The organism is Bacillus sp. JST-5, assembly GCF_057747715.1.
This window is the reverse complement of record NZ_JBYLHW010000011.1, coordinates 1-19,052: the sequence shown is the minus strand read 5'-3', so window position 1 is coordinate 19,052 and position 19,052 is coordinate 1. Positions and strand designations below refer to the sequence as shown.

The window sequence follows — 19,052 nt, the reverse complement described above, 5'->3', positions numbered from 1 at the left end:
TGTTTATTCTTTTACTTTTAAGAGTCGTAAACTGTTTAATGTCACAAGCAAGGTTGCTCCCATATCAGCGAGTATGGCAATCCATAATGTTAACCAACCAGGGATTACTAGCAATAATGCTAAAGCTTTTATAGTTAATGAAAATGTGATGTTTTGTTTGATGATTGCTAAAGACTTTCGGCTTAATTGAACGGTATAAGGTAATTTATTCAAGTCGTCGGACATTAAAACAACATCCGCAGTTTCTAAAGCAGTATCTGTGCCAGCACCACCCATTGCTATACCGACGGAAGATGCTGCAAGGGCTGGAGCATCGTTCACTCCATCACCTATCATCGCCACACTTTTATGCTTTTTGCGAAAATTATTAATGAAATAAAGTTTATCTTCTGGGAGTAAGTCTGCTTTTATATCAGTAACTCTAATTTGTTTTCCAATGGCTTCAGCAGTCTTCTTGTTATCTCCTGTCAGCATAACAGTCTCAATGCCTAGTTTGTTTAATTTTTCGATTACATCTATGGATGATTCCCTTAATTCATCCGCAACAGCAATCAACGAGAGGATTTCTTTTTCTACCCCTAGCACCATGACCGTTTTTCCTTCTGCTTGTAACTGAGAGATTTTTTCTTTTGTCGTTCGATCAAGATTTCCGTGCAGTTCCTCGAATAAACTTGGACTGCCAATATAATATAAGACATTATTCACTACTCCCTTTACACCCTTACCAGTTATCTCTTGGAACTCTTCAACTGATACACTTTCAAGATCCAACCCCATTTCTTTCGCCTTTCTAATAATCGCAGAAGCTAGCGGGTGTTTGGAATTTTTTTCAATCGCTGCCATAATGGAAAGCCCTTCATTCTCATTGCCTTTCAAAGGCACGATATTTGTCACAGAAGGAATTCCTTTTGTTAAAGTTCCTGTTTTATCAAAAGCCATTACTTTTAAATGTCCAACTTCTTCTAAGTAAATACCGCCTTTGATTAAAACCCCGTTTTTTGCTGCATTTCCAATAGCCGTAACTACTGCAACAGGAGTGGAAACGACTAACGCACAAGGACATCCTACCACTAATGCTGCTAACCCTTGATAAATCCATTCACTCCAACTCCCGCCAAATAACGGAGGAATAACAGCGATGAAAAAGGATAATATCATGATGGCGGGTGTATAGTATTTCGCAAATTTATCGACAAACGCTTGAGAAGGTGCCCGTTCTGCCTGGGCTTCCTCTACTAAATAAATAATTTTTGCTAGAGTTGTATCTTCCACTCGTTTTGTTACTTTTACTTCTAATAATCCTTCTTCGTTTAAAGTACCTGCAAACACCTCATCATTAATCGTTTTCGTGACAGGAACACTTTCACCAGTTATTGCCGCTTGGTTTATTGTGGAATAACCTTTTATGACGACACCGTCCATAGCTATTTTTTGACCAGGTTTTACGATCATAATATCTCCAACTTGAATATCATCAACGGGAACCATCATTTCTTCATTTCCACGACGAATAAGTGCTTCTTTTGGAGCAATGTCCATTAATGATTCAATCGATTGACGTGCTGTATCCATAGAATAACGTTCCAATGCTTCCGTTATAGCAAAAAGGATAACGACAGTTGCTCCTTCTCTCCATTCACCGATCATAGCAGCTCCGATGACAGCAATAGTCATTAAGGTTTTCATATCAAAAGTTAATTTACTTAGATTTTTAAGACCTATAAAAAATAGTGAATACCCACCAATGATTATAGAAAATGCATAACCGACCGTTGGAATGATATGTCCTTCGCCAAATTGCTTGTTTAAAAACCAACTAATAATAAGTAGTAAGGCTGAAATATATACTTTTATATTTTCTTTTTGCTTCCAAAATGGTACACGTTCGCGCCTTTTTTCTTTTTCATCACGAACTTTAATATTCTCAAAAGCCCCAGCCTTTTCTAACTCCTCAATCGTAGTTTCTCCTTTTACGTATATCTTAGCGGCTCCAAAATTTACTTTTGCATCTTCAACACCTGGTAGCTTTTTAACATTCTTTTCAAAGGTCATTGCACAATTGGCACAAGAAAGTCCTTGAACTCGATAAACTTTTAAATTTTCCTCAGACATGCATGTTCACCTCTTTCTTATGCACTAGTGCAATGTCCATTATTTGTTTGATATGTTCATCATCTAATGAATAAAAAACAAGTTTTCCTTCTTTTCGGTATTTTACAATCCCTTGTTTATAAAGAGTCCGTAAATGATGGGAAGCTGTTGCGATGGAAGAACCAATGATATTGGCAATATCGCACACACATAATTCATTTTCTTGGCTTAAAGCAAAGGTGATTTTTGCCCTATTTTCATCTGCGAGAGCTTTAAATAATTGGGTAACACTCGCAATATCTTCTTTTTTCAGTTCCTCTTGGATTCGGTTAACCTTTTTTTCGTCATAACTATAAACTTCACAAACATCTTTTTTACTCATCAATGTCACCATCAATCATTCAAATGTATGTTTGAATATATTATAATACTAGTTTATTTATATTCAAACTTTTATTTGAATGATAATGAATTTTTTCCTTCCATGTTGTTGATCCGATTTTTTTAACTGATTAATTCCTATGAACATTTATTTTTTTCATTTTTCTTGAAAGATATTTAGTTTAATTTTCTATATTATACAAAATTTGGAATATAACTTTACAGTTATATTCCAAATTTGTTATATTGATTATAGAGAGAAATTCCATTCATTTGTCAACTATCTAAAATGGGAGGTGACAAAATAAGATATAGAGGTGAGCCATATGTCGGAAAAAAATTTTGATATTGATGTTTCAGTGTTAAGTGCGTTAGCTGAACCAAATCGAATGGCGATCGTTGAATTGCTACGGAGTGGACCTCTTACTGTGGGAGAAATCGCAAATCAGCTAAAACTTAGCCAACCACATGCATCCAAGCATTTAAAAATACTTAGCACAAATGGAATAGTGGAAGTAAAGCCTCAAGCTAATCGTCGTTATTACAAATTACGTCGTGAGCCTTTCCAAGCATTAGAAAAATGGGTGACTTCCTTTCAAAAGGAAATGGAAAAAAGATTTGATAACTTGGATCATTATGTACAAGAATTACAAAATAAAAAAATAGGGAGGAAAAATAGTGACAAATAACAAAATGATTTCAAGAGTCGAAAATGAAAGGTTTCTTGTATTAGAGAGAGTATATAATATGCCACGAAATGAGCTGTTTCAACTTTTTAAAGAGCCAGAGCATTTAAAACGTTGGTGGAGTACGGATGGTTGGGAAGTAACTGTCTGCAATGTGGATTTTCGTCCTGGAGGTGTTTGGCACTACTGTATGGTATGTGTTGATAAAAATCAAGAAGAATATGGAATGGAATCTTGGAACAAAACCATTTATAAAGAAATCATTGAACCAGAAAAAATTGTCTATATCGACTATTTCTCAGATTCAGAAGGTAATATAAATGAGTCTATGCCTTCTCCTGTGGTTACATTAGAATTTATTGATTTAGGAAATCAAACAAAATTAATCAGCCGCTCTGAATTTAACTCAGTAGAGTCTCTTCAAGTTGTTTTAGACATGGGAGTATTGGAAGGTATAAATCAAACATGGAATAAATTGAATGAATTAGTGGAAAAAATGAATCAAGGAAAATAGATAACAAAATTATTAAGTAAAAGGTGGTTACATGAACTGTTCCGCCTTTTTTATTTTGCTTATTAAAATATTACTGATATTTAAGATACAAGATTATTGAAAGATATTTAGACCCGCAACATTAATAAATTAATAATAAATAGGTATATGTCCTAGTCAGTTTCGTTCCTTCTGCATAAGGTGTGTATTAGGTGAATTCATTACACAGAGAGGAAGGAGAACATGTATTTTGTACCTTATTTCATGCCTAATCCAAACGGAAATGTGACCTTCAATCATCAAATCTCGCCATACGATTACTGGTACCCCACTGTTCAAAACGACTATCGCACCCCAACTCTAAGATTAAGAGACTATGGACCTAACCCTTTCACAATTAATATTAAAAATGCAGCAAGACGAAATAGAAACTATCGAACTGCTCTATGGACAGGGAATCACTTGCAAGTGACATTAATGAGCCTTAACCCTGGGGAAGATATCGGATTAGAAATACATCCTGATGTTGACCAATTTTTACGCATTGAACAGGGGAAAGGAATTGTTCGAATGGGTAAGAGGAAAGATCGTCTTGATTTTGAAAGAAGAGTGAACGAAAATACAGCTATATTTGTACCAGCTGGAACATGGCATAATGTCATTAACACTGGCAATGTCCCTCTAAAACTCTATTCCATTTATGCACCGCCTCATCATCCTCATGGAACAGTTCATAGAACGAAACAAGAAGCGATGGTTGAGGAAAGAATGCAGTATTGGTATTAACTGTGAAAAGCGATAAAAGCTTTGAGAAGGAAAAGTCTCAAAGCTTTATTTTTTAGTTTTTCATTTATGAGGTGAAGCCATTAAACAAATGATTTATTATAACCCCTCGAACCGACTTGTACTCGCATGATGCTATTAATTTCTTATCTTTCATAAATTGATTTGTCTTTACTCAAACAAAAAAATGGATGCATAGAAAAGCTTTGCATCCACCGCACCGATAAATTAATCAAAATCATTTTCTTGTTCGACTTTTAGAATCCTTCCTGATTTAGCAAGAATTTCAACTTCAAATATTCGGTTATCTGGAGTTAAAATAAAAACTTCGTAAACTAAAACACCATTTTCTAAATCCATATCAACGTGCACGACTTTCCCAGGTACTCTTTTTAGGGCAATTTCTTGAGCTTGTTGCTTCGTAATTCTTTGTCGGTACATAGGTGTAGGGTTGTAATAATAATTTTCATACATCATGATGTTTCCTCCCCTAAAGATATTTACCCACTTTTAACTGTATGAAATAGGCAAAGTTTAGGTGGAACAATAGAGGAGAAGAATTTTCTACAAAGAAATTGCCCTAATCCGTTCAACATTAAATAGAAGATCCTTAAACTCATCATTAACCAACATAAAATCTTCCACACAAAACGAAAACACTTTTCCATAAAAATATGTCTCTATAGGATTTTATATTTTATTAATACTAAACACTCTTTCTTTAAATTCTTCCTCACTTTTTTTAATCTTTCCTTTAAAATCATTATAATCATCACAGTCAATCGGAATCTTTAAACCACATTTCATAACTTTTATGTCATCTCTTGGACTAACATTATTTTCATAAGTAGAACCACTATTCAGTCTTAACTCTAAATTTTCACCTTCTTGGTTTTGAGGAAATAAATATAATCCTATTTTCGCATCAAACCTTAACATATATGCTAACAATTGCTGATAATCGCTACTTTTGATGTTTTCGGCTGGTTTATATTTTGCATCTGCGATTGTCCGATTATCTACTTCTCGGCTGATAAAATCAGGATAGATTAGACCAATATTCCCCTCAAATAGTCGTTGTGCTCCTTTTCCCCCTTTGTTCATTGGATGATAAAAATCACTGCCAATAAGCAAATGCACATATTCCTCCCAGATCCAAGCACCATCAAACAATATACCGTAAATCTGATTCATATCGGATCCCATTTGATATTTTTCATGCTGTAATATCATGATACAAAGTCGTTGTAATGCTCTATATTCACGATAATATGCATGGCGAATGGGCTTTTTCATGTTTTTTTCTATGACTTTTCTTCTATCAAAATACTTATATCCTTTAGTTGCTTCTATGACAGAGGCCACTTCATCTTTCGTTTTATGCAATACATTGTTACCATACGGTTTCTTCTTAATAAATTCAATCGTATGGCGAACCAACTGCATCAGATCATTATCATATGAAAATTCACGTTGATTATATGCAATATTCCCGATAAAGGGAGTATTATTTTTCAAATGACGTGGAATATCAATCGTTCCCCTAATATTTTCATCGTTATACTTTTTTTGAATATAAGTTTTGAACAAACCTTTTCTCATTGCTTTTTTTAAAAAGTTAGGAAAGAAAAAAAGTAACATGTTAAGAGTACGATAATCTTGATTTGCATCGGTATTAAGTTCTACAACATTTGGAAAATGCAATACGCACTCAAGTAAATATTGAAAGAAATAATCAGAATCATCATTTGAAAAACGAGATTCTATAACGAGCCGTTCGTTACCATAGCCTAAAAAACCCATCACGTTACTTGAACGATAATATTGATTGATGCTTTGTAAAATAACCTGTTCTTTGCTAATATCTTCCGAATCTTTTATAAGTTCAGGGAAAATAAATACCCCTTCTTTTTCAAGTTGTTCAAGTGTTTTATCGGCAATCTTTTCTGTCACATTGGCTACTTCTTGAAAGTATTTTTTATGAAACAGTGCATTGTCTTTAATTTTTAATTCCTTCATTTTATGAATCACCTAGATAGCCATACGCCTTTGCAAACCGATTCATAATCTCGTCTTCATCATACATACCGCGTGTTTATAGCACATGAAAAGTGAGCCACTTCGCAACTCAAAACTGAGCCGCTCATAGTTTGTGAATATATCATCCACCAGATCTCGGTTGGCTTTACATGGAGAGGCGGGCATGATACATTTGTTTGTTTGCGAAAATCCTTTACAGTCGCAGGCTTTCGCAGGTAAGTCATGCCCGTAGAGGCTCCATGTCAAGCCATAATACTATCAATAATAACCTACTAAAGTTTGTGAAAATAACTAAAACCAGATGGCTCAATTATTGTTGCGAAGTGGTTCAAATTTTAATTGCGAAATACAACCGCGCACATATTCTCTTAATAACGGCTCAAGATAATCTGTCCATAATTGGTTGAAAGTTAAGTATTTTAACTTTAAAAAGTAAGATGCACCAATATGATAATGTTGGTTAAGGTCCTCCACATTAGAAATTTCATTATTCAGCGCTGTCATTCTACGTATTGCTTCCTCTTTTACTTCTCCTAATTCCTCTAACATTTCCAATCGATCATCCGCCTTAATTTCAATAAATCTGAAACGACGACGCATAGCAAAGTCAAAGCTGTCAACGGAACGGTCGATATCGTTCATCGTTCCAATTATGTAGACGTTTTCCGGTATGTAAAATCTCTCGTCCGGATTGTCGTGCATATTTGCATACTGTGTAGATACTTCTCCAGTGCGGCCACGATATCCGGGATCAATTGAATAAAATAGCTCACCAAAAATTTTCGATATTTCACCACGATTAATTTCATCAATAATAAATATGTAAGGTTTCAATTTATCAGGCTTTGCAATTGGATTGGTGATTGGCTTTTTATTCTTTTTAATATCTTTATAAATAGCTAATAGGTAGGAAAAATGTTGTGTCGGATTCAATTTCCCAAAAAAATTAGTTACATCTTTCACTTGGGTGAATGGTTGTTTAGAATCCAGCATCGCTTTAAGCTCACTTATACTCAAGCTCAACTTATTCGATATTTTGTTTTCTGGAATAGATATATGAATATACTTATCATCGATTTCGGTGATATAAAATTTAGTGCCACGAGTAGTTTCCAATTCATCTACTCCCAACTCAATGTTTGAAAAATAATCAAACATCATACTTTCAACGGTTGCTTCTTTTTCTCTTTGTTCTTGGGTCTTTTGAGAATCTTCAAAGTTCTTTTTTGCTCTAGCTATAAAACGCTTAAATATCCCGTCTTTAAGTTCAAATCCGACAGAACCATCATCATTAATCCTTGGACGCAAACCTTCAACAAAGTCTGAGTAATCATAATTTGGATGAAACTGAACAAATTCAATCTGTTTTTTTTGTTCATCGGAAAGTAAAGAAAAATCATCAAAATAGCCACCACTGATAATATCTGCAGCTATTTCTTTTGCTAGATGCGTTTTCCCTGTTCCTGGTGCACCGTGTAAAATCATGTTTTTAGAATCAATTAGATAGTGGGAATATGGGTTTCTATATCCGCTAAATTCCTGTAGCCTTTCAATATCTACACTTCTGTTCTCAGTTTGCACAGTTTCTTTTTTATCCTTTTCACGATAAATGAGTACAAATTGGTCACCTTCATTACCGAAACGTTTTAAACATTCCTGGACAAATAGAATAGTAGAGAAAATATTCCAACTATATATCACGAATTGTTGGCCTTCATCATTTCTATAAACTAAGTATTCAATTGAATTTCTGAATCTCTTAAATTCCTCAATACTAGGAAATATACCACGAATGATTTCAGTATTTGGCATATATTGACAAATTGGAAATTGCTCTTTTTCTTCAATAGGTAGTGCGGCAATTTGCTGTTCAAAAACCTGAATGGCCAAACGGGGCAATGTTTGATTTGAGTTTCGTCTTTCACCCTTATTGAATTTACGTCGTACCATAGCTCCACTTGCATTTAAAAAATATACATCAAGTGGCTTGTAATGATCCCCGAGTGCTAGATTATCCATTGTAAAACGATCGTCTGTTGATGTTACTTCATTGGCAGTGATCGTCAACTTAAATTTTACTTGCTTAGTTTCAACTGAAGTCCAATTTTTCTAATAACTTTTTTGCTTCTTCAGCGTGAAATTCCTCAGTAGAAATATCTACATGATTAACCAAATGATTGGCAACTGCAATAACATACTTAACCGGATACGTTTTTCCAGACTCATCTAACAATTCATACTTCTACTCAAATTTTTTTCAGGAACACCATTTTTATTGATAAACTCAATTGCTTTTAAGATATCATCTTTTGAAATATTTTTTGGGATAGCCAAATAAAATCCTCCTTAGTAGCGTGACGTTTGTATAATTTCTGAATTAACATAGCCACCCTTCACTTATTTGTTAACATTTAAATTAATACTTATGTAATATGCACGTTACTTTTATTAAAGTTCGTTTCCTCTTTAAATCGCAGGACAAATATTATACCTATAAGTACTTCAAGAAAAGCTACAATTATCGTAACATATCTCAATCCTACATACTGAATAATAATACCTGTTAATAGTGCACCTAATTGCATTGAAACCATACTGCAAGTATTCCACATGCCAAAAATTCTGCCTCTTAAATTACTTTCAACATGCGTTTGCATAACCTGTCTTTCAAAGGGAACAATGAATCCACCAACAAATGCAAAAACGATCATTATCAAGATTCCTTGAAATATATTATTAGTGAAACCAAATAGAGACCAACTTAACCCTATTAAAATATAAATATAGCCATATTTATATACTTTACTAAAGAATATTTTATTATTTGCAATCCACAGTCCTAGAACAACTGAAGTCAGACCCTCTGCTATATATAACATACTTAAGCCAACTGGTGGAAAGTTGTAAATATTACGAACCATTTGTTCAATCATAAGGTTAAAAGAACCAATAATAAGTCCGCCAGTGAGCGCAAATAATAACACATATTTTACATATATTTGTTTTTTCGCTACTGATAAACCAACCATCATTTCTTTTAGGAAATTACGTTCTTCTGTTTTTAATTTAGAATTCTTATATTTTATTGTCGCCATTACTATCCCAGAATATATAAAAGATATGGATGTTAAGACCCAAAAGAAATTTAAATCAAACAATGTAACTAGGACACCACCAGAAGCAGCTCCAAGTAAACGGATGGAACTATTCAGAGTGAAGTTAAGCGAGTTTGCTACAATTAATTCTTCTTCTTTCATTATTTCAGGAATAATCGTTTGCCTAGCTACTGTGGTAAGAGACGTTAGAATTCCAATGAAAAACCTTATTATAAAGAATAAGATCCAAGACGGCCATCCATCTAACATTGGTACAAGTATGAAAAGTAAATAAAGTGGTGATTTTAATATTTCACAATATACAATGACCTTATTTGTATCTAATCTGTCTACAATTCCACCTAAAATGAAGCTCATGGCAATTGGAACTAAACCACTTACTGCCCAAAGAGTCCCTAATTGAATACCATTATCCGTAATTTTCCCCAAAAGAATCAGCATACTTATAAATGAGCCCCAAGACGCTAAACCTGTAATAGAAGTAGTAATCAATAATTTTCGATAATTGGCGTTATGTTTTAGGATTGATATAATCTCATTATTTTTTTTCATAGAAAACCTCAAACCTTTATTTTATAGTAAAAATAGTCTCGGTTCTGTGTTATAACTATCTTGAAGTAGGTATGGAATCAAAAGTTGTTTCTGTCAAGCATACACTGGAAATAATAATTTCTTAAAATCTTGAAATCTGAATTCTATTGAGACAAGTAGAGGCAAATAATGATTTGAGAAAAACATTTAAGCCGTATATGAAATGATTCTTTTGCATTTATTAAGATTTTATAAAAACACGCCAAATTTCTTGGTTTTCGTTTTGACGTGTATTGTAGCGTCCCAATTGAACTCCCGACCGACTATTTAACTTTTATACATTTCTAAGAATTTGACATGTTCATTTTGAATACTATAGTTGTTTAAATCCCTATAGCCTACATTTGTACCTTCCTTTATATTGTAATTAAACAAAAATAAAGAAACTAAAGTTAGTATGATACCAAATACAATCAATATTAATACACCAAATAATATGACTTTAATATACCTACCCAAAATATCCATCCCCAATAGGTATTTTCTGATTTTTAACAAATTTTAACTTTCGAACGAGCTTCGTTTTTTAAATACTATATTATTTACAACAAACGATAATATAAAAGCTAATAAAATGATAATAAATGAAGATATGAAGCCTGTATTTTCAGAAACTTCGGCACTAACAACTCCGTAAAAATCAAATATTTGATTAGCAAAGTAAAATATACAATTTTTTAGATCGTATACCCCTAAGTTCGGAATTATAAATGTATATACAAAGATAATAATCATCCCTACATACATATTCTTAAACAAAATACCTAGAGTATAGCCAATTTCAGCAAAAAATAAAGCGATAATATAAGCAAATAAAAACTTAAAAAATATTGACGAACTATCACCGAGTGTATCAGTTTCTAATTGGAAATCTTTAATTGGAATCTTACCTGCTAAATACTGATACACAATTTCACCTACAATATATGCAAAGAGCAAAGATATAACAATGATTATAAAGGAACTGATAGCTATAGAGATTTGCTTAGCCATACCTAATCTATTTTTGTCTATTCTTACTGTGCGAAGTTTAATCGTTCTGTATTTATAATCATTTGTAGAAATAACTAAACCTAACAATCCAAAAACTATCGGAAAATATAAAATGGATGATTCTAATAATTGTGATAATCTGTATTCAGAGCTAGCAGCATAAATATATTTACTTATAGTATCATTATAGTAAGCAATTGGATTAGTTATTGTTCCTCCATCTTCATATGTTCCTACTATATATTCATTCTTTAATTCTTCAATATTTAGATTATTTTTTTCATAATAATTTAATACCCCCTCATATTCCTTATACAATTCAGTAACTGATGAATAATTAAGAAATAATATGACTCCAAATAGTCCACAAAGAAATATTACTAAAATGAAATAAATTTTAGAATTTATTCCGTACCTTAATTCTTGTTCAAGAATTTTCTTCATCATATATATCCTCCAACATTATGCCGCTATTACTAAAATTCTCTTGTATCAGTACAATTTCTTTATCTCTAATGACGAATACTTCATCAATTATTTCATTGTAAAAACTAAATTGATGTCCAGTTAAGATAATAGTCATTTTATTTGACCAGGATTTTATACTTTTTTGTAAATTTCTTATCATATCAAAATCTAATCCATTTGATATCTCATCCATAATTAGATATTTTGGTTCAAGACTCAACTAATACTAAAGCTAATTTTTTCTTTTGACCGTAGGAATAAGTTTTCACTTTATTTTTTATAGTATGGTGGTCTAAATACTTTGAAGCAATCTCCATAATTTCATTTTTGGATTTCTTTCCTTCACCAAAAATAAGTAAATTGTGAAAACCACTGAGATTTGTATAAAAAGGGCAGTCATCCCAAATAACTAAACATTGGTCTCTTACTTGATCAATCTTTTTTCTATCAAATAAAATTTCTCCTAAATGGTTTTCCATACCCATTAGACATTTAATAGTTGTTGTCTTTCCAGCACCATTCGGTCCCATTAAAAAAGAAATTCTTTGCGATTTAATTTCAAAATTAGATTCTTTAATAATAATTTTATTGGAATAACTCTTAGAAATTTTTAACTTGAATCATAGTACAACTCCTAAAAACTATACATAAATTTATAATCAGGATTTAAATTCATAATAGTTTATGAGTATGGTATCTCAAGTTACCACATACTACTATAATTATATATTTTTTACTTAAATATCAATCTGAAGATTTCGACAAAAATTTTCATTCTTCACGTAACATGCTCAAAGGAGAAAGAATAGTTTTAATGATGCATTTAGTATGAAGTAGTTTTTAAATTAAAAATAAAAAGCTTACAAACATTGATAAACAACGTTTGTAAGCTTTTTTAGAATCGGTGATACTTACTTAGCGTCCCAGGAGAGATTCGAACTCCCGACCGACGGCTTAGAAGGCCGTTGCTCTATCCAGCTGAGCTACTGGGACATTTTATTAAATTTCCTAAGGACAAGATTTATTATATTAGGGAAATATTTAAATGTCAATAGGTTTTTTTAGAAGGAGAAAAAATTTTTTCTCCTTCTTATGAAATCTTAAATTTCAACGGTTTTTCAATCATTCCACCGTTATATTCATAAAATGTTACTTTATATTCTGAATCGGTCATTTCTAACACAGCATACGTTTTTTCTCGTCGATTTCTTGGTAGTCGTAAGCTGCCAGGATTGATGAATAAAATATTATCAATCATTTCTGCACCAAGTAAATGAGAATGGCCAAAACAAACGATATTCGCCTCTTTTTCTAATGCACGATAATAAAGCAAACGTAATTCCATTTTCACATCATATAAATGGCCGTGCGTGACAAATATGTTTTTATCGCCAAAATTAATCATTAATTCATTTGGAAAATGTTTATGAAAGTCACAATTTCCTTTTACAACTCGGTAAGGCTGAATAGCTTCATCTGTTGGTTGTAATTCACTATCTCCACAATGAATAAAGACATCCGCTTCCCCATGAAGTTTAGCGATCATTTCTAGCTCTGTTGTCAAGCCGTGACTATCACTGACAATGACTGCTTTCATTCCATTCCACCGCTCTTTAACCATTCTTTGAATTCTTTTATGGCATTCGCACGATGACTGATTTGATTTTTTTCTTCTTTTGTTAGTTGAGCCATTGTTTTCCCTTTATCTCTTATATAAAAGATTGGATCATAACCAAATCCGTTTTCACCCATTTTTTCTTTCGTGATGAGACCTTCACAAGTTCCTTTAAAGATTTTCGTTTTTTTATTTGGTATCGCAACTGCTAACACACAAACAAATCGTGCGGTTCTCTCTTTTTCTTCAACATCCGCTAATTCATCAAGCACTTTTTGAATGTTTGCATCATCATTTTTTTCTTCTCCAGCATAGCGAGCAGAATATACGCCTGGCCTTCCATCTAAAGCATCAACGACAAGTCCAGAATCGTCCGCAATGACCATTTTATTTTCAAGTTTTGAGACCGTTTCAGCTTTCAATCGTGCATTTTCTTCAAACGTTACTCCTGTTTCTTCCACCTCTTCAATATGTGGAAGGTCTCTTAGCGTTAACACTTTATAACCAAGTGGTTCAAACAATGCTTCGAATTCAGCTGCTTTCCCTTTATTGTTTGTGGCAACAATAATTTCTTTCATTCTCCCTCATCCTCTTTTTTAGCTTCTTGACCTATGTATTCGTTAATTTCTCCTAACGCTTTTTTTTGATAAACAAATAATTCTTCAATTCCCTTTTTCGCAAGCTCAATCATTTGTAACAATTGTGCATGTGAAAATGTTTTTTCTTCTCCTGTTCCTTGGAGTTCTACAAATTCACCATTTCCTGTCATAATGATGTTCATATCTACATTAGCTTTTGAATCTTCATCATAATTTAAATCTAAAACGGCAGTTCCATCTTCTAAAATACCAACACTTGTTGCCGCTAAATAATGAAGAATCGGAAATTTGGTAATGACTTTTTCTTGATAAAGTTTGTTTACAGCTAAGCATAAAGCAACAAAGGAACCCGTGATTGAAGCTGTTCTTGTTCCTCCATCTGCTTGGATCACATCACAATCAATCCAAATCGTTCTTTCTCCTAAAGCTTCTAAATCAACAACCGCACGTAAAGCACGTCCGATTAAACGTTGAATTTCCATCGTACGGCCGGAAACTTTGCCTTTCGTTGATTCTCTCATATTTCTTTGTTCCGTTGCTCTCGGTAACATGGAATATTCAGCGGTAATCCATCCTTTTCCACCACCACGCATAAATGGTGGAACGCGGTCTTCAATGCTTGCGGAACAAATAACTTTTGTATTTCCAACTTCTATTAACACAGACCCTTCAGGATGAATAATATAGTTAGTTTGAATATGTACATTTCTTAGTTCATCGGATTTTCTTCCATCCACTCGTTGCATAGAATGTCCTCCTAAACGTGAAGTAAAAGACTTTCCTACCATATCACATTTTATTGTATCAAATAAAGTCTAAGTATAAAAAGAAGAGGTTGAATCCAACCTCTTCACCAATATTTTTATTTTATAACAAATAGACGAAATTAAAAACTTCCTGTGTTCACATTTTCTGGTCTCGTTACCGGTTCAGCAATTGGTTGACCGTTACTATTCACAAGTTCTGCTTCTCCGTTCACTAATACAGAAACGCTTTTAATACCCTCATGCTCTGTTAATGATAACACAAGAGCATTTAATAATGTTTCGGAGATTACCTTTTTCTCAAAACTATCTAAAATATTTTCATTAAAGTTTAACGTAACTTTTCCTTCCTCAACTTTCGGTTTTTCGATCAGTTTTGCATCCGCCATAAATTCAGTAAATAAACCTTTGACACCTGGATTTTTCATTAATTCTTGTACAGTTGCAGTTAATTTATCTTCGTTCCCCATTTTTACTCGTTTTGTCACTGGGACATAGTAAAAATCTTCGTTATTTTGGCTTAAATAATAAACAGTAATAGGACTAGTTCCAGAAAGATCTGCAACATTATTTGCAAGGACATTGATTCCCATTTTTCTCGTTAACTCTCCCATAATTGGAGTTCCGTTTACAGGCATTTCTGAAAGTTCTTTTCCGTTAAGTTTAAGCTTCACACTATTAATCGTATCAAATTGAGTTAATGTCCATGTTACCGATTGTAAAATTCTTTGCTCATCTTCTGGTTTGTAATTTTTAAATTCGTTTGAAAAATCTACAATAGCTACACCATCTTGAATATCCACACTTACTTGAGTTTCTGCAGGAAGTACAGCGCGGAATCCGTTTGGTAACATATTACTAATTGGACCGTTTTCCACTAAGTATTCCAATGCCTGTCTAGCCACACTTTTCGTTTCAGGCAGTTCAAAAGTTTGAGGCACAACATAGCCATTTTTATCAATTAAATAAAGTTCTGTTTTAATGGATTTTGTGGCTTCTTCGCTATTGTCGCTATGATTATGATTCGAATCTTTTTTGTCTCCATAAGAAATGGTTTGTGGCGGATCAATTTTTTCTGAAGGATCATCTAATTTACTGCAAGCTCCTAAAAGCATAGCCGTTAGAAGAGCTAGCAAAATCGGTAACCATCTTCTTTTGCTCATTCTTATTTCCCTCCTGACAGTTTGTACTACATGTATACGAGCCTATTTTCAAAATAGAACAAGCCTTAAAAATTTCTTCCCATAAAAAAAAGCTAACCATTAAATTGTTAGCTTATAGAGATGGTTTCGATATTAAGCTCTTTACAAGGCAACCAGCTTTTTGCGATTTTTTCAAAAAGAATTTTAGACCCAGTGGTATAAAAATGATGATTTACATGGCTATTGTCTACATTTAATAGTTTCAAATGATCTAATATAGCACTGGCTTCACGCGCGGTTTCTTCACCAGAGCTGATGATTTTGATTGATTCTCCTAATTCACTTTTTATAAGTGGCTCAAGGAGAGGATAATGGGTACAACCTAAAATCAGTGTATCGATATTCGTTTTCTTTAATGGATAAAGAGATTCATGTACGATTCTTTCTGCAATTGGACCTTGTAAAACACCGCTTTCTACTAATGGAACAAATTTCGGACATGCAATTCCATTCACTTGTACATTGCTTCGTATCGTTTTTAACGCATATTCATATGCCTTACTACTAATGGTTCCTTCAGTTCCTATGACTCCAATATGATATTTCCTTGAATTCTTGATTGCTGCACGGGCACCGGGGTGAATGACTCCTAACACAGGTATAGGAAGTTCTTTCTTTAAGTCTTCAAGAACGACGGCAGTCGCTGTGTTGCAAGCAATGATGAGCATTTTTATGTCAAATTTTAATACGTAGTTAGTTAATTCCCACGTAAATTTTTTCACTTCATGTACAGGCCTTGGACCATATGGACAACGAGCACCATCACCTAAATAAACAATGGACTCATTTGGTAATTGTCTCATGACTTCTTTTGCTACAGTCAATCCCCCGACCCCTGAATCTATGATGCCAATTGGATTTCTCAAAACTCTCGCCTCATTTTTCTTTCATGTCTTTATGTAGCTTCATTAAATTATCTTTAAGTTGTAATATTTCCTCTTCACTGAAATTTTTCAATACATCTTGCAAATATAGTTGTCGTTTTTTTATCACTTCATCAATTACACGCTTACCTTCTTCTAATAGGTGAATTCTTACTACGCGGCGGTCTCTCGGATCTTTTACACGTTCAACTAGATGATTGTTTTCCATTCGATCAACTAAATCAGTGGTTGTACTAAAAGCTAAATACATTTTATTAGAAAGTTCCCCTATTGTCATATCTCCTTCTTCAAACAACCATTGGAGAGCAACAAATTGAGGAGGGGTAATCGTATAATTGCTTAAAATCTCTCTACCCTTTTGTTTAATGATTCCTGCAATGTATCGAAGGTCCTTTTCGATGTCTGCTACAATTGATAGATCAATCCCTTTTTCTGTCTTTTCCGTCATTTAGTGAACAACCCCTCTTTTTTCTAAAATATATCGGTATCATCTTCTTTCATTTTCTATGTTTTTTCACCAAAATTCAAGCGTAACTTGTCTATTCCTTGTTATTTGATAGGATTTTGATAGATTCATAATTTCGTCCAATGTGAAAAACCGGCCATCTTCATAGACAGCCGGTTGTCATTCAAAGCTTTAACTCCCCCATGCGGAGAAGTTCAACAACAGCTTGTGAACGCCCCTTAACGCCAAGCTTTTGCATGGCATTAGAAATATGATTTCGAACTGTTTTTTCACTTATGAATAACTCTTGGGCTATTTCTTTTGTCGTTTTATCTTGTACTAGCAGTTCGAATACTTCCCTTTCTCTTTTCGTTAATAACGGCTTATGAGTGAAATCGTTCTCCTTCAAGTGCTTGAACCCTCCTTGCCTTCGCCAGCTGTGACCGCGGGATGGGTATATATAGTCACCATATAGTATGTGAAGGCAAGGCTTAAAGTGACAGCAGAATCCTTAAAGAAACAAAATAGGCGCGGAGGTTCAAAAATAAAAAGAGCGATATATTGTATACATTCTAAAATATTTTTTTCCTTTAAAGTCAACAACCATTATTCCATTTTTTAAAAAGTTCTTCAGTAAGTTTCTAGAAAATTACACCTCCTAAATAACTGAAGTCCGTTTATTATTTCTTTCCTATCAATAAAGAAATATTAGGATTATAATAGCTAGTGGAAATCCTAGTAAAGTAAACGTGTGTGGTCGAACAAAGGTAATTTTATTTCTTGCTCTATTTAGCAAAATTAAATTTGGTAATATTGCAATAACCGAAAAACCTAAAATATAAAGAAAATAATTCATGAGGGTACCATTAATATGATCGTCTACCCATGTTACCCAAAAGAAAAAAATCGCTCCAAATATAAAATGAAGAATAAAGAGTGATAGGAATAGTTTAATTTTCATTATGAAAACCAGCTTTCACTATAGTTTAGTCATATTAATGTAACTGGATCTCTTGAAATCTTAATATTTTTATATTCTTTGTAAATGTTAGTATTTTTACAAGTTTATAAATTATTTTTTGTCTACTAAGACTTCATTATTGTTAGCAATATCATGGAAACTTGAATTATTAATTCATAATACCAGCAAAGAGAAAAAACTCATTATTTTCTTCCTCCTTTGAATTTTCAAAAAAAGTCAACCGTACAAAATAAATATAAACAATTATGGAAATATATTGAATAGTTCGTAAACATTCGTTTATTTAATCCTGCTATATTAATAACCTATTCCTTTCTTCCTCCGTCCATTTTTCACCTTTTCCTGTTCGTTTATTAAAATTGACCATTGTTCCACGCCCTGTAAAACAGACGGTCCCATCTTCTTTTTTTGCCATGTAGTGTAAATCAACAGATGATGTTCCAACATCATGAGCTTTCACATAAATGTATAATTGTTCGTCAAAAAATACTTGTGTTAAGTAATCACATTGCAAATTTGCCACAACAGGAATCGTTTCGTGATCTGGGCGAACCCAATCATTCATAAATCCTTTATGTTTAAAAAATTCAATTCTTGCTTGTTCAAAATAGATAAATGGGATTGTGTTATTCATATGTCCAAACATATCTGTTTCGGAAAAACGAACTTTAATGGGACAATAAAAAGAAAAACTGTTCACCCATGATTCAAAATCTTCAATATATGTAATATACTTCATTGTCATACTCCTTTCAATCATAGGTTGTGAATGAATAATCATTCATTATTTAACACATATTATACTATAATATTCATTTTCTTCCAAACTAATTAATTATTATGGTTCTATGTCAAATGTTGGGGTTTAGGGGCTACCGCGCTTTCGTTTGGTGGCCTCTGAATCGTAGGATGGAATTTT

20 protein-coding genes and 1 tRNA gene are annotated in these 19,052 nt (G+C 33.0%); 3 read left to right on the top strand and 18 right to left on the bottom strand.

Annotated features, from left to right (window positions below; all coding sequences use genetic code 11):
• Positions 1-3: 3 nt before the first annotated feature.
• Positions 4-2,112 (bottom strand): heavy metal translocating P-type ATPase, encoded by a 2,109-nt coding sequence (locus tag AC3ASS_RS04265; protein ID WP_488282267.1) that lies wholly within the window; start codon positions 2,110-2,112, stop codon positions 4-6.
• Complete coding sequence (locus AC3ASS_RS04260) at positions 2,105-2,473, bottom strand: ArsR/SmtB family transcription factor (RefSeq protein WP_488282266.1); 369 nt, start codon at positions 2,471-2,473, stop codon at positions 2,105-2,107. Before AC3ASS_RS04260 ends, AC3ASS_RS04265 begins: the two co-directional genes overlap by 8 nt.
• A gap of 325 nt (positions 2,474-2,798) precedes the next feature.
• On the opposite strand from AC3ASS_RS04260, the gene AC3ASS_RS04255 reads away from it, so the two are divergent.
• From AC3ASS_RS04255 to AC3ASS_RS04245, 3 genes are all read left to right on the top strand, one after another.
• Complete coding sequence (locus AC3ASS_RS04255; RefSeq protein ID WP_063388960.1) at positions 2,799-3,161, top strand: ArsR/SmtB family transcription factor; 363 nt, start codon at positions 2,799-2,801, stop codon at positions 3,159-3,161.
• Positions 3,151-3,672 carry an SRPBCC domain-containing protein gene (locus AC3ASS_RS04250; RefSeq protein ID WP_063388961.1) on the top strand — a complete coding sequence of 174 codons (522 nt, stop codon included), beginning with the start codon at positions 3,151-3,153 and terminating at the stop codon, positions 3,670-3,672. The genes AC3ASS_RS04255 and AC3ASS_RS04250 overlap by 11 nt, the downstream gene beginning before the upstream one ends.
• A 222-nt stretch (positions 3,673-3,894) precedes the next feature.
• Positions 3,895-4,437 (top strand): cupin domain-containing protein, encoded by a 543-nt coding sequence (locus tag AC3ASS_RS04245; RefSeq protein WP_117017583.1) that lies wholly within the window; start codon positions 3,895-3,897, stop codon positions 4,435-4,437.
• 225 nt (positions 4,438-4,662) lie between these two features.
• Here the strand turns inward: AC3ASS_RS04245 and AC3ASS_RS04240 are convergent, their stop codons facing one another.
• From AC3ASS_RS04240 to AC3ASS_RS04165, 16 genes are all read right to left on the bottom strand, one after another.
• A complete protein-coding gene (locus AC3ASS_RS04240) occupies positions 4,663-4,908 on the bottom strand; it encodes a PepSY domain-containing protein (RefSeq protein WP_488282297.1) in 246 nt (81 codons plus the stop codon).
• A gap of 216 nt (positions 4,909-5,124) precedes the next feature.
• Entirely contained in the window at positions 5,125-6,453 is a 1,329-nt protein-coding gene (locus tag AC3ASS_RS04235) for a 5-methylcytosine restriction system specificity protein McrC (protein ID WP_488282265.1), read from the bottom strand.
• 327 nt (positions 6,454-6,780) lie between these two features.
• Positions 6,781-8,541, bottom strand: a complete 1,761-nt coding sequence (locus tag AC3ASS_RS04230; RefSeq protein ID WP_488282264.1) for an McrB family protein — start codon at positions 8,539-8,541, stop codon at positions 6,781-6,783.
• Positions 8,542-8,563: 22 nt separating this feature from the next.
• Positions 8,564-8,707, bottom strand: a complete 144-nt coding sequence (locus AC3ASS_RS04225; protein ID WP_488282263.1) for a hypothetical protein — start codon at positions 8,705-8,707, stop codon at positions 8,564-8,566.
• A 190-nt stretch (positions 8,708-8,897) separates the two neighbouring features.
• A complete protein-coding gene (locus AC3ASS_RS04220) occupies positions 8,898-10,142 on the bottom strand; it encodes an MFS transporter (protein ID WP_488282262.1) in 1,245 nt (414 codons plus the stop codon).
• A 540-nt stretch (positions 10,143-10,682) separates the two neighbouring features.
• Complete coding sequence (locus AC3ASS_RS04215) at positions 10,683-11,621, bottom strand: hypothetical protein (RefSeq protein ID WP_488282261.1); 939 nt, start codon at positions 11,619-11,621, stop codon at positions 10,683-10,685.
• Between the two features lie 230 nt (positions 11,622-11,851).
• The gene (locus AC3ASS_RS04210; RefSeq protein WP_488282296.1) at positions 11,852-12,220 is read right to left on the bottom strand and encodes an ATP-binding cassette domain-containing protein; all 369 of its coding nucleotides are present in this window, start codon (positions 12,218-12,220) and stop codon (positions 11,852-11,854) included.
• A gap of 341 nt (positions 12,221-12,561) precedes the next feature.
• A tRNA-Arg gene (locus AC3ASS_RS04205) sits at positions 12,562-12,635 on the bottom strand.
• A gap of 97 nt (positions 12,636-12,732) precedes the next feature.
• Positions 12,733-13,239: a metallophosphoesterase gene (locus tag AC3ASS_RS04200; protein ID WP_488282260.1), complete on the bottom strand. Its 507-nt coding sequence runs from the start codon at positions 13,237-13,239 to the stop codon at positions 12,733-12,735.
• Positions 13,236-13,835 (bottom strand): XTP/dITP diphosphatase, encoded by a 600-nt coding sequence (locus AC3ASS_RS04195; protein WP_488282259.1) that lies wholly within the window; start codon positions 13,833-13,835, stop codon positions 13,236-13,238. The genes AC3ASS_RS04200 and AC3ASS_RS04195 overlap by 4 nt, the downstream gene beginning before the upstream one ends.
• On the bottom strand, positions 13,832-14,602 hold the full coding sequence (rph, locus tag AC3ASS_RS04190; protein WP_488282258.1) for a ribonuclease PH: 771 nt from the start codon (positions 14,600-14,602) through the stop codon (positions 13,832-13,834). The genes AC3ASS_RS04195 and rph overlap by 4 nt, the downstream gene beginning before the upstream one ends.
• 140 nt (positions 14,603-14,742) lie before the next feature.
• Positions 14,743-15,783, bottom strand: a complete 1,041-nt coding sequence (locus tag AC3ASS_RS04185; protein WP_488282257.1) for a GerMN domain-containing protein — start codon at positions 15,781-15,783, stop codon at positions 14,743-14,745.
• Between the two features lie 107 nt (positions 15,784-15,890).
• Positions 15,891-16,688, bottom strand: a complete 798-nt coding sequence (gene racE / locus AC3ASS_RS04180) for a glutamate racemase (RefSeq protein WP_488282256.1) — start codon at positions 16,686-16,688, stop codon at positions 15,891-15,893.
• A gap of 10 nt (positions 16,689-16,698) precedes the next feature.
• Positions 16,699-17,154 carry a MarR family winged helix-turn-helix transcriptional regulator gene (locus AC3ASS_RS04175; protein ID WP_488282255.1) on the bottom strand — a complete coding sequence of 152 codons (456 nt, stop codon included), beginning with the start codon at positions 17,152-17,154 and terminating at the stop codon, positions 16,699-16,701.
• 181 nt (positions 17,155-17,335) lie between these two features.
• Positions 17,336-17,560 (bottom strand): helix-turn-helix domain-containing protein, encoded by a 225-nt coding sequence (locus AC3ASS_RS04170; protein WP_033828593.1) that lies wholly within the window; start codon positions 17,558-17,560, stop codon positions 17,336-17,338.
• Between the two features lie 865 nt (positions 17,561-18,425).
• Entirely contained in the window at positions 18,426-18,872 is a 447-nt protein-coding gene (locus AC3ASS_RS04165) for an acyl-CoA thioesterase (protein WP_488282254.1), read from the bottom strand.
• Between the last annotated feature and the right edge of the window lie 180 nt (positions 18,873-19,052).

Excerpts from the sequence above, each read along its gene's own strand:
- AC3ASS_RS04265 (WP_488282267.1), bottom strand. The coding sequence starts at position 2,112 with ATGTCTGAGGAAAATTTAAAAGTTTATCGAGTTCAAGGACTTTCTTGT.
- AC3ASS_RS04260 (WP_488282266.1), bottom strand. The coding sequence starts at position 2,473 with ATGAGTAAAAAAGATGTTTGTGAAGTTTATAGTTATGACGAAAAAAAG.
- AC3ASS_RS04255 (WP_063388960.1), top strand. The coding sequence starts at position 2,799 with ATGTCGGAAAAAAATTTTGATATTGATGTTTCAGTGTTAAGTGCGTTA.
- AC3ASS_RS04245 (WP_117017583.1), top strand. The coding sequence starts at position 3,895 with ATGTATTTTGTACCTTATTTCATGCCTAATCCAAACGGAAATGTGACC.
- AC3ASS_RS04240 (WP_488282297.1), bottom strand. The coding sequence starts at position 4,908 with ATGTATGAAAATTATTATTACAACCCTACACCTATGTACCGACAAAGA.
- AC3ASS_RS04235 (WP_488282265.1), bottom strand. The coding sequence starts at position 6,453 with ATGAAGGAATTAAAAATTAAAGACAATGCACTGTTTCATAAAAAATAC.
- AC3ASS_RS04220 (WP_488282262.1), bottom strand. The coding sequence starts at position 10,142 with ATGAAAAAAAATAATGAGATTATATCAATCCTAAAACATAACGCCAAT.
- AC3ASS_RS04215 (WP_488282261.1), bottom strand. The coding sequence starts at position 11,621 with ATGATGAAGAAAATTCTTGAACAAGAATTAAGGTACGGAATAAATTCT.
- AC3ASS_RS04200 (WP_488282260.1), bottom strand. The coding sequence starts at position 13,239 with ATGAAAGCAGTCATTGTCAGTGATAGTCACGGCTTGACAACAGAGCTA.
- AC3ASS_RS04195 (WP_488282259.1), bottom strand. The coding sequence starts at position 13,835 with ATGAAAGAAATTATTGTTGCCACAAACAATAAAGGGAAAGCAGCTGAA.
- rph (WP_488282258.1), bottom strand. The coding sequence starts at position 14,602 with ATGCAACGAGTGGATGGAAGAAAATCCGATGAACTAAGAAATGTACAT.
- AC3ASS_RS04185 (WP_488282257.1), bottom strand. The coding sequence starts at position 15,783 with ATGAGCAAAAGAAGATGGTTACCGATTTTGCTAGCTCTTCTAACGGCT.
- AC3ASS_RS04175 (WP_488282255.1), bottom strand. The coding sequence starts at position 17,154 with ATGACGGAAAAGACAGAAAAAGGGATTGATCTATCAATTGTAGCAGAC.
- AC3ASS_RS04165 (WP_488282254.1), bottom strand. The coding sequence starts at position 18,872 with ATGAAGTATATTACATATATTGAAGATTTTGAATCATGGGTGAACAGT.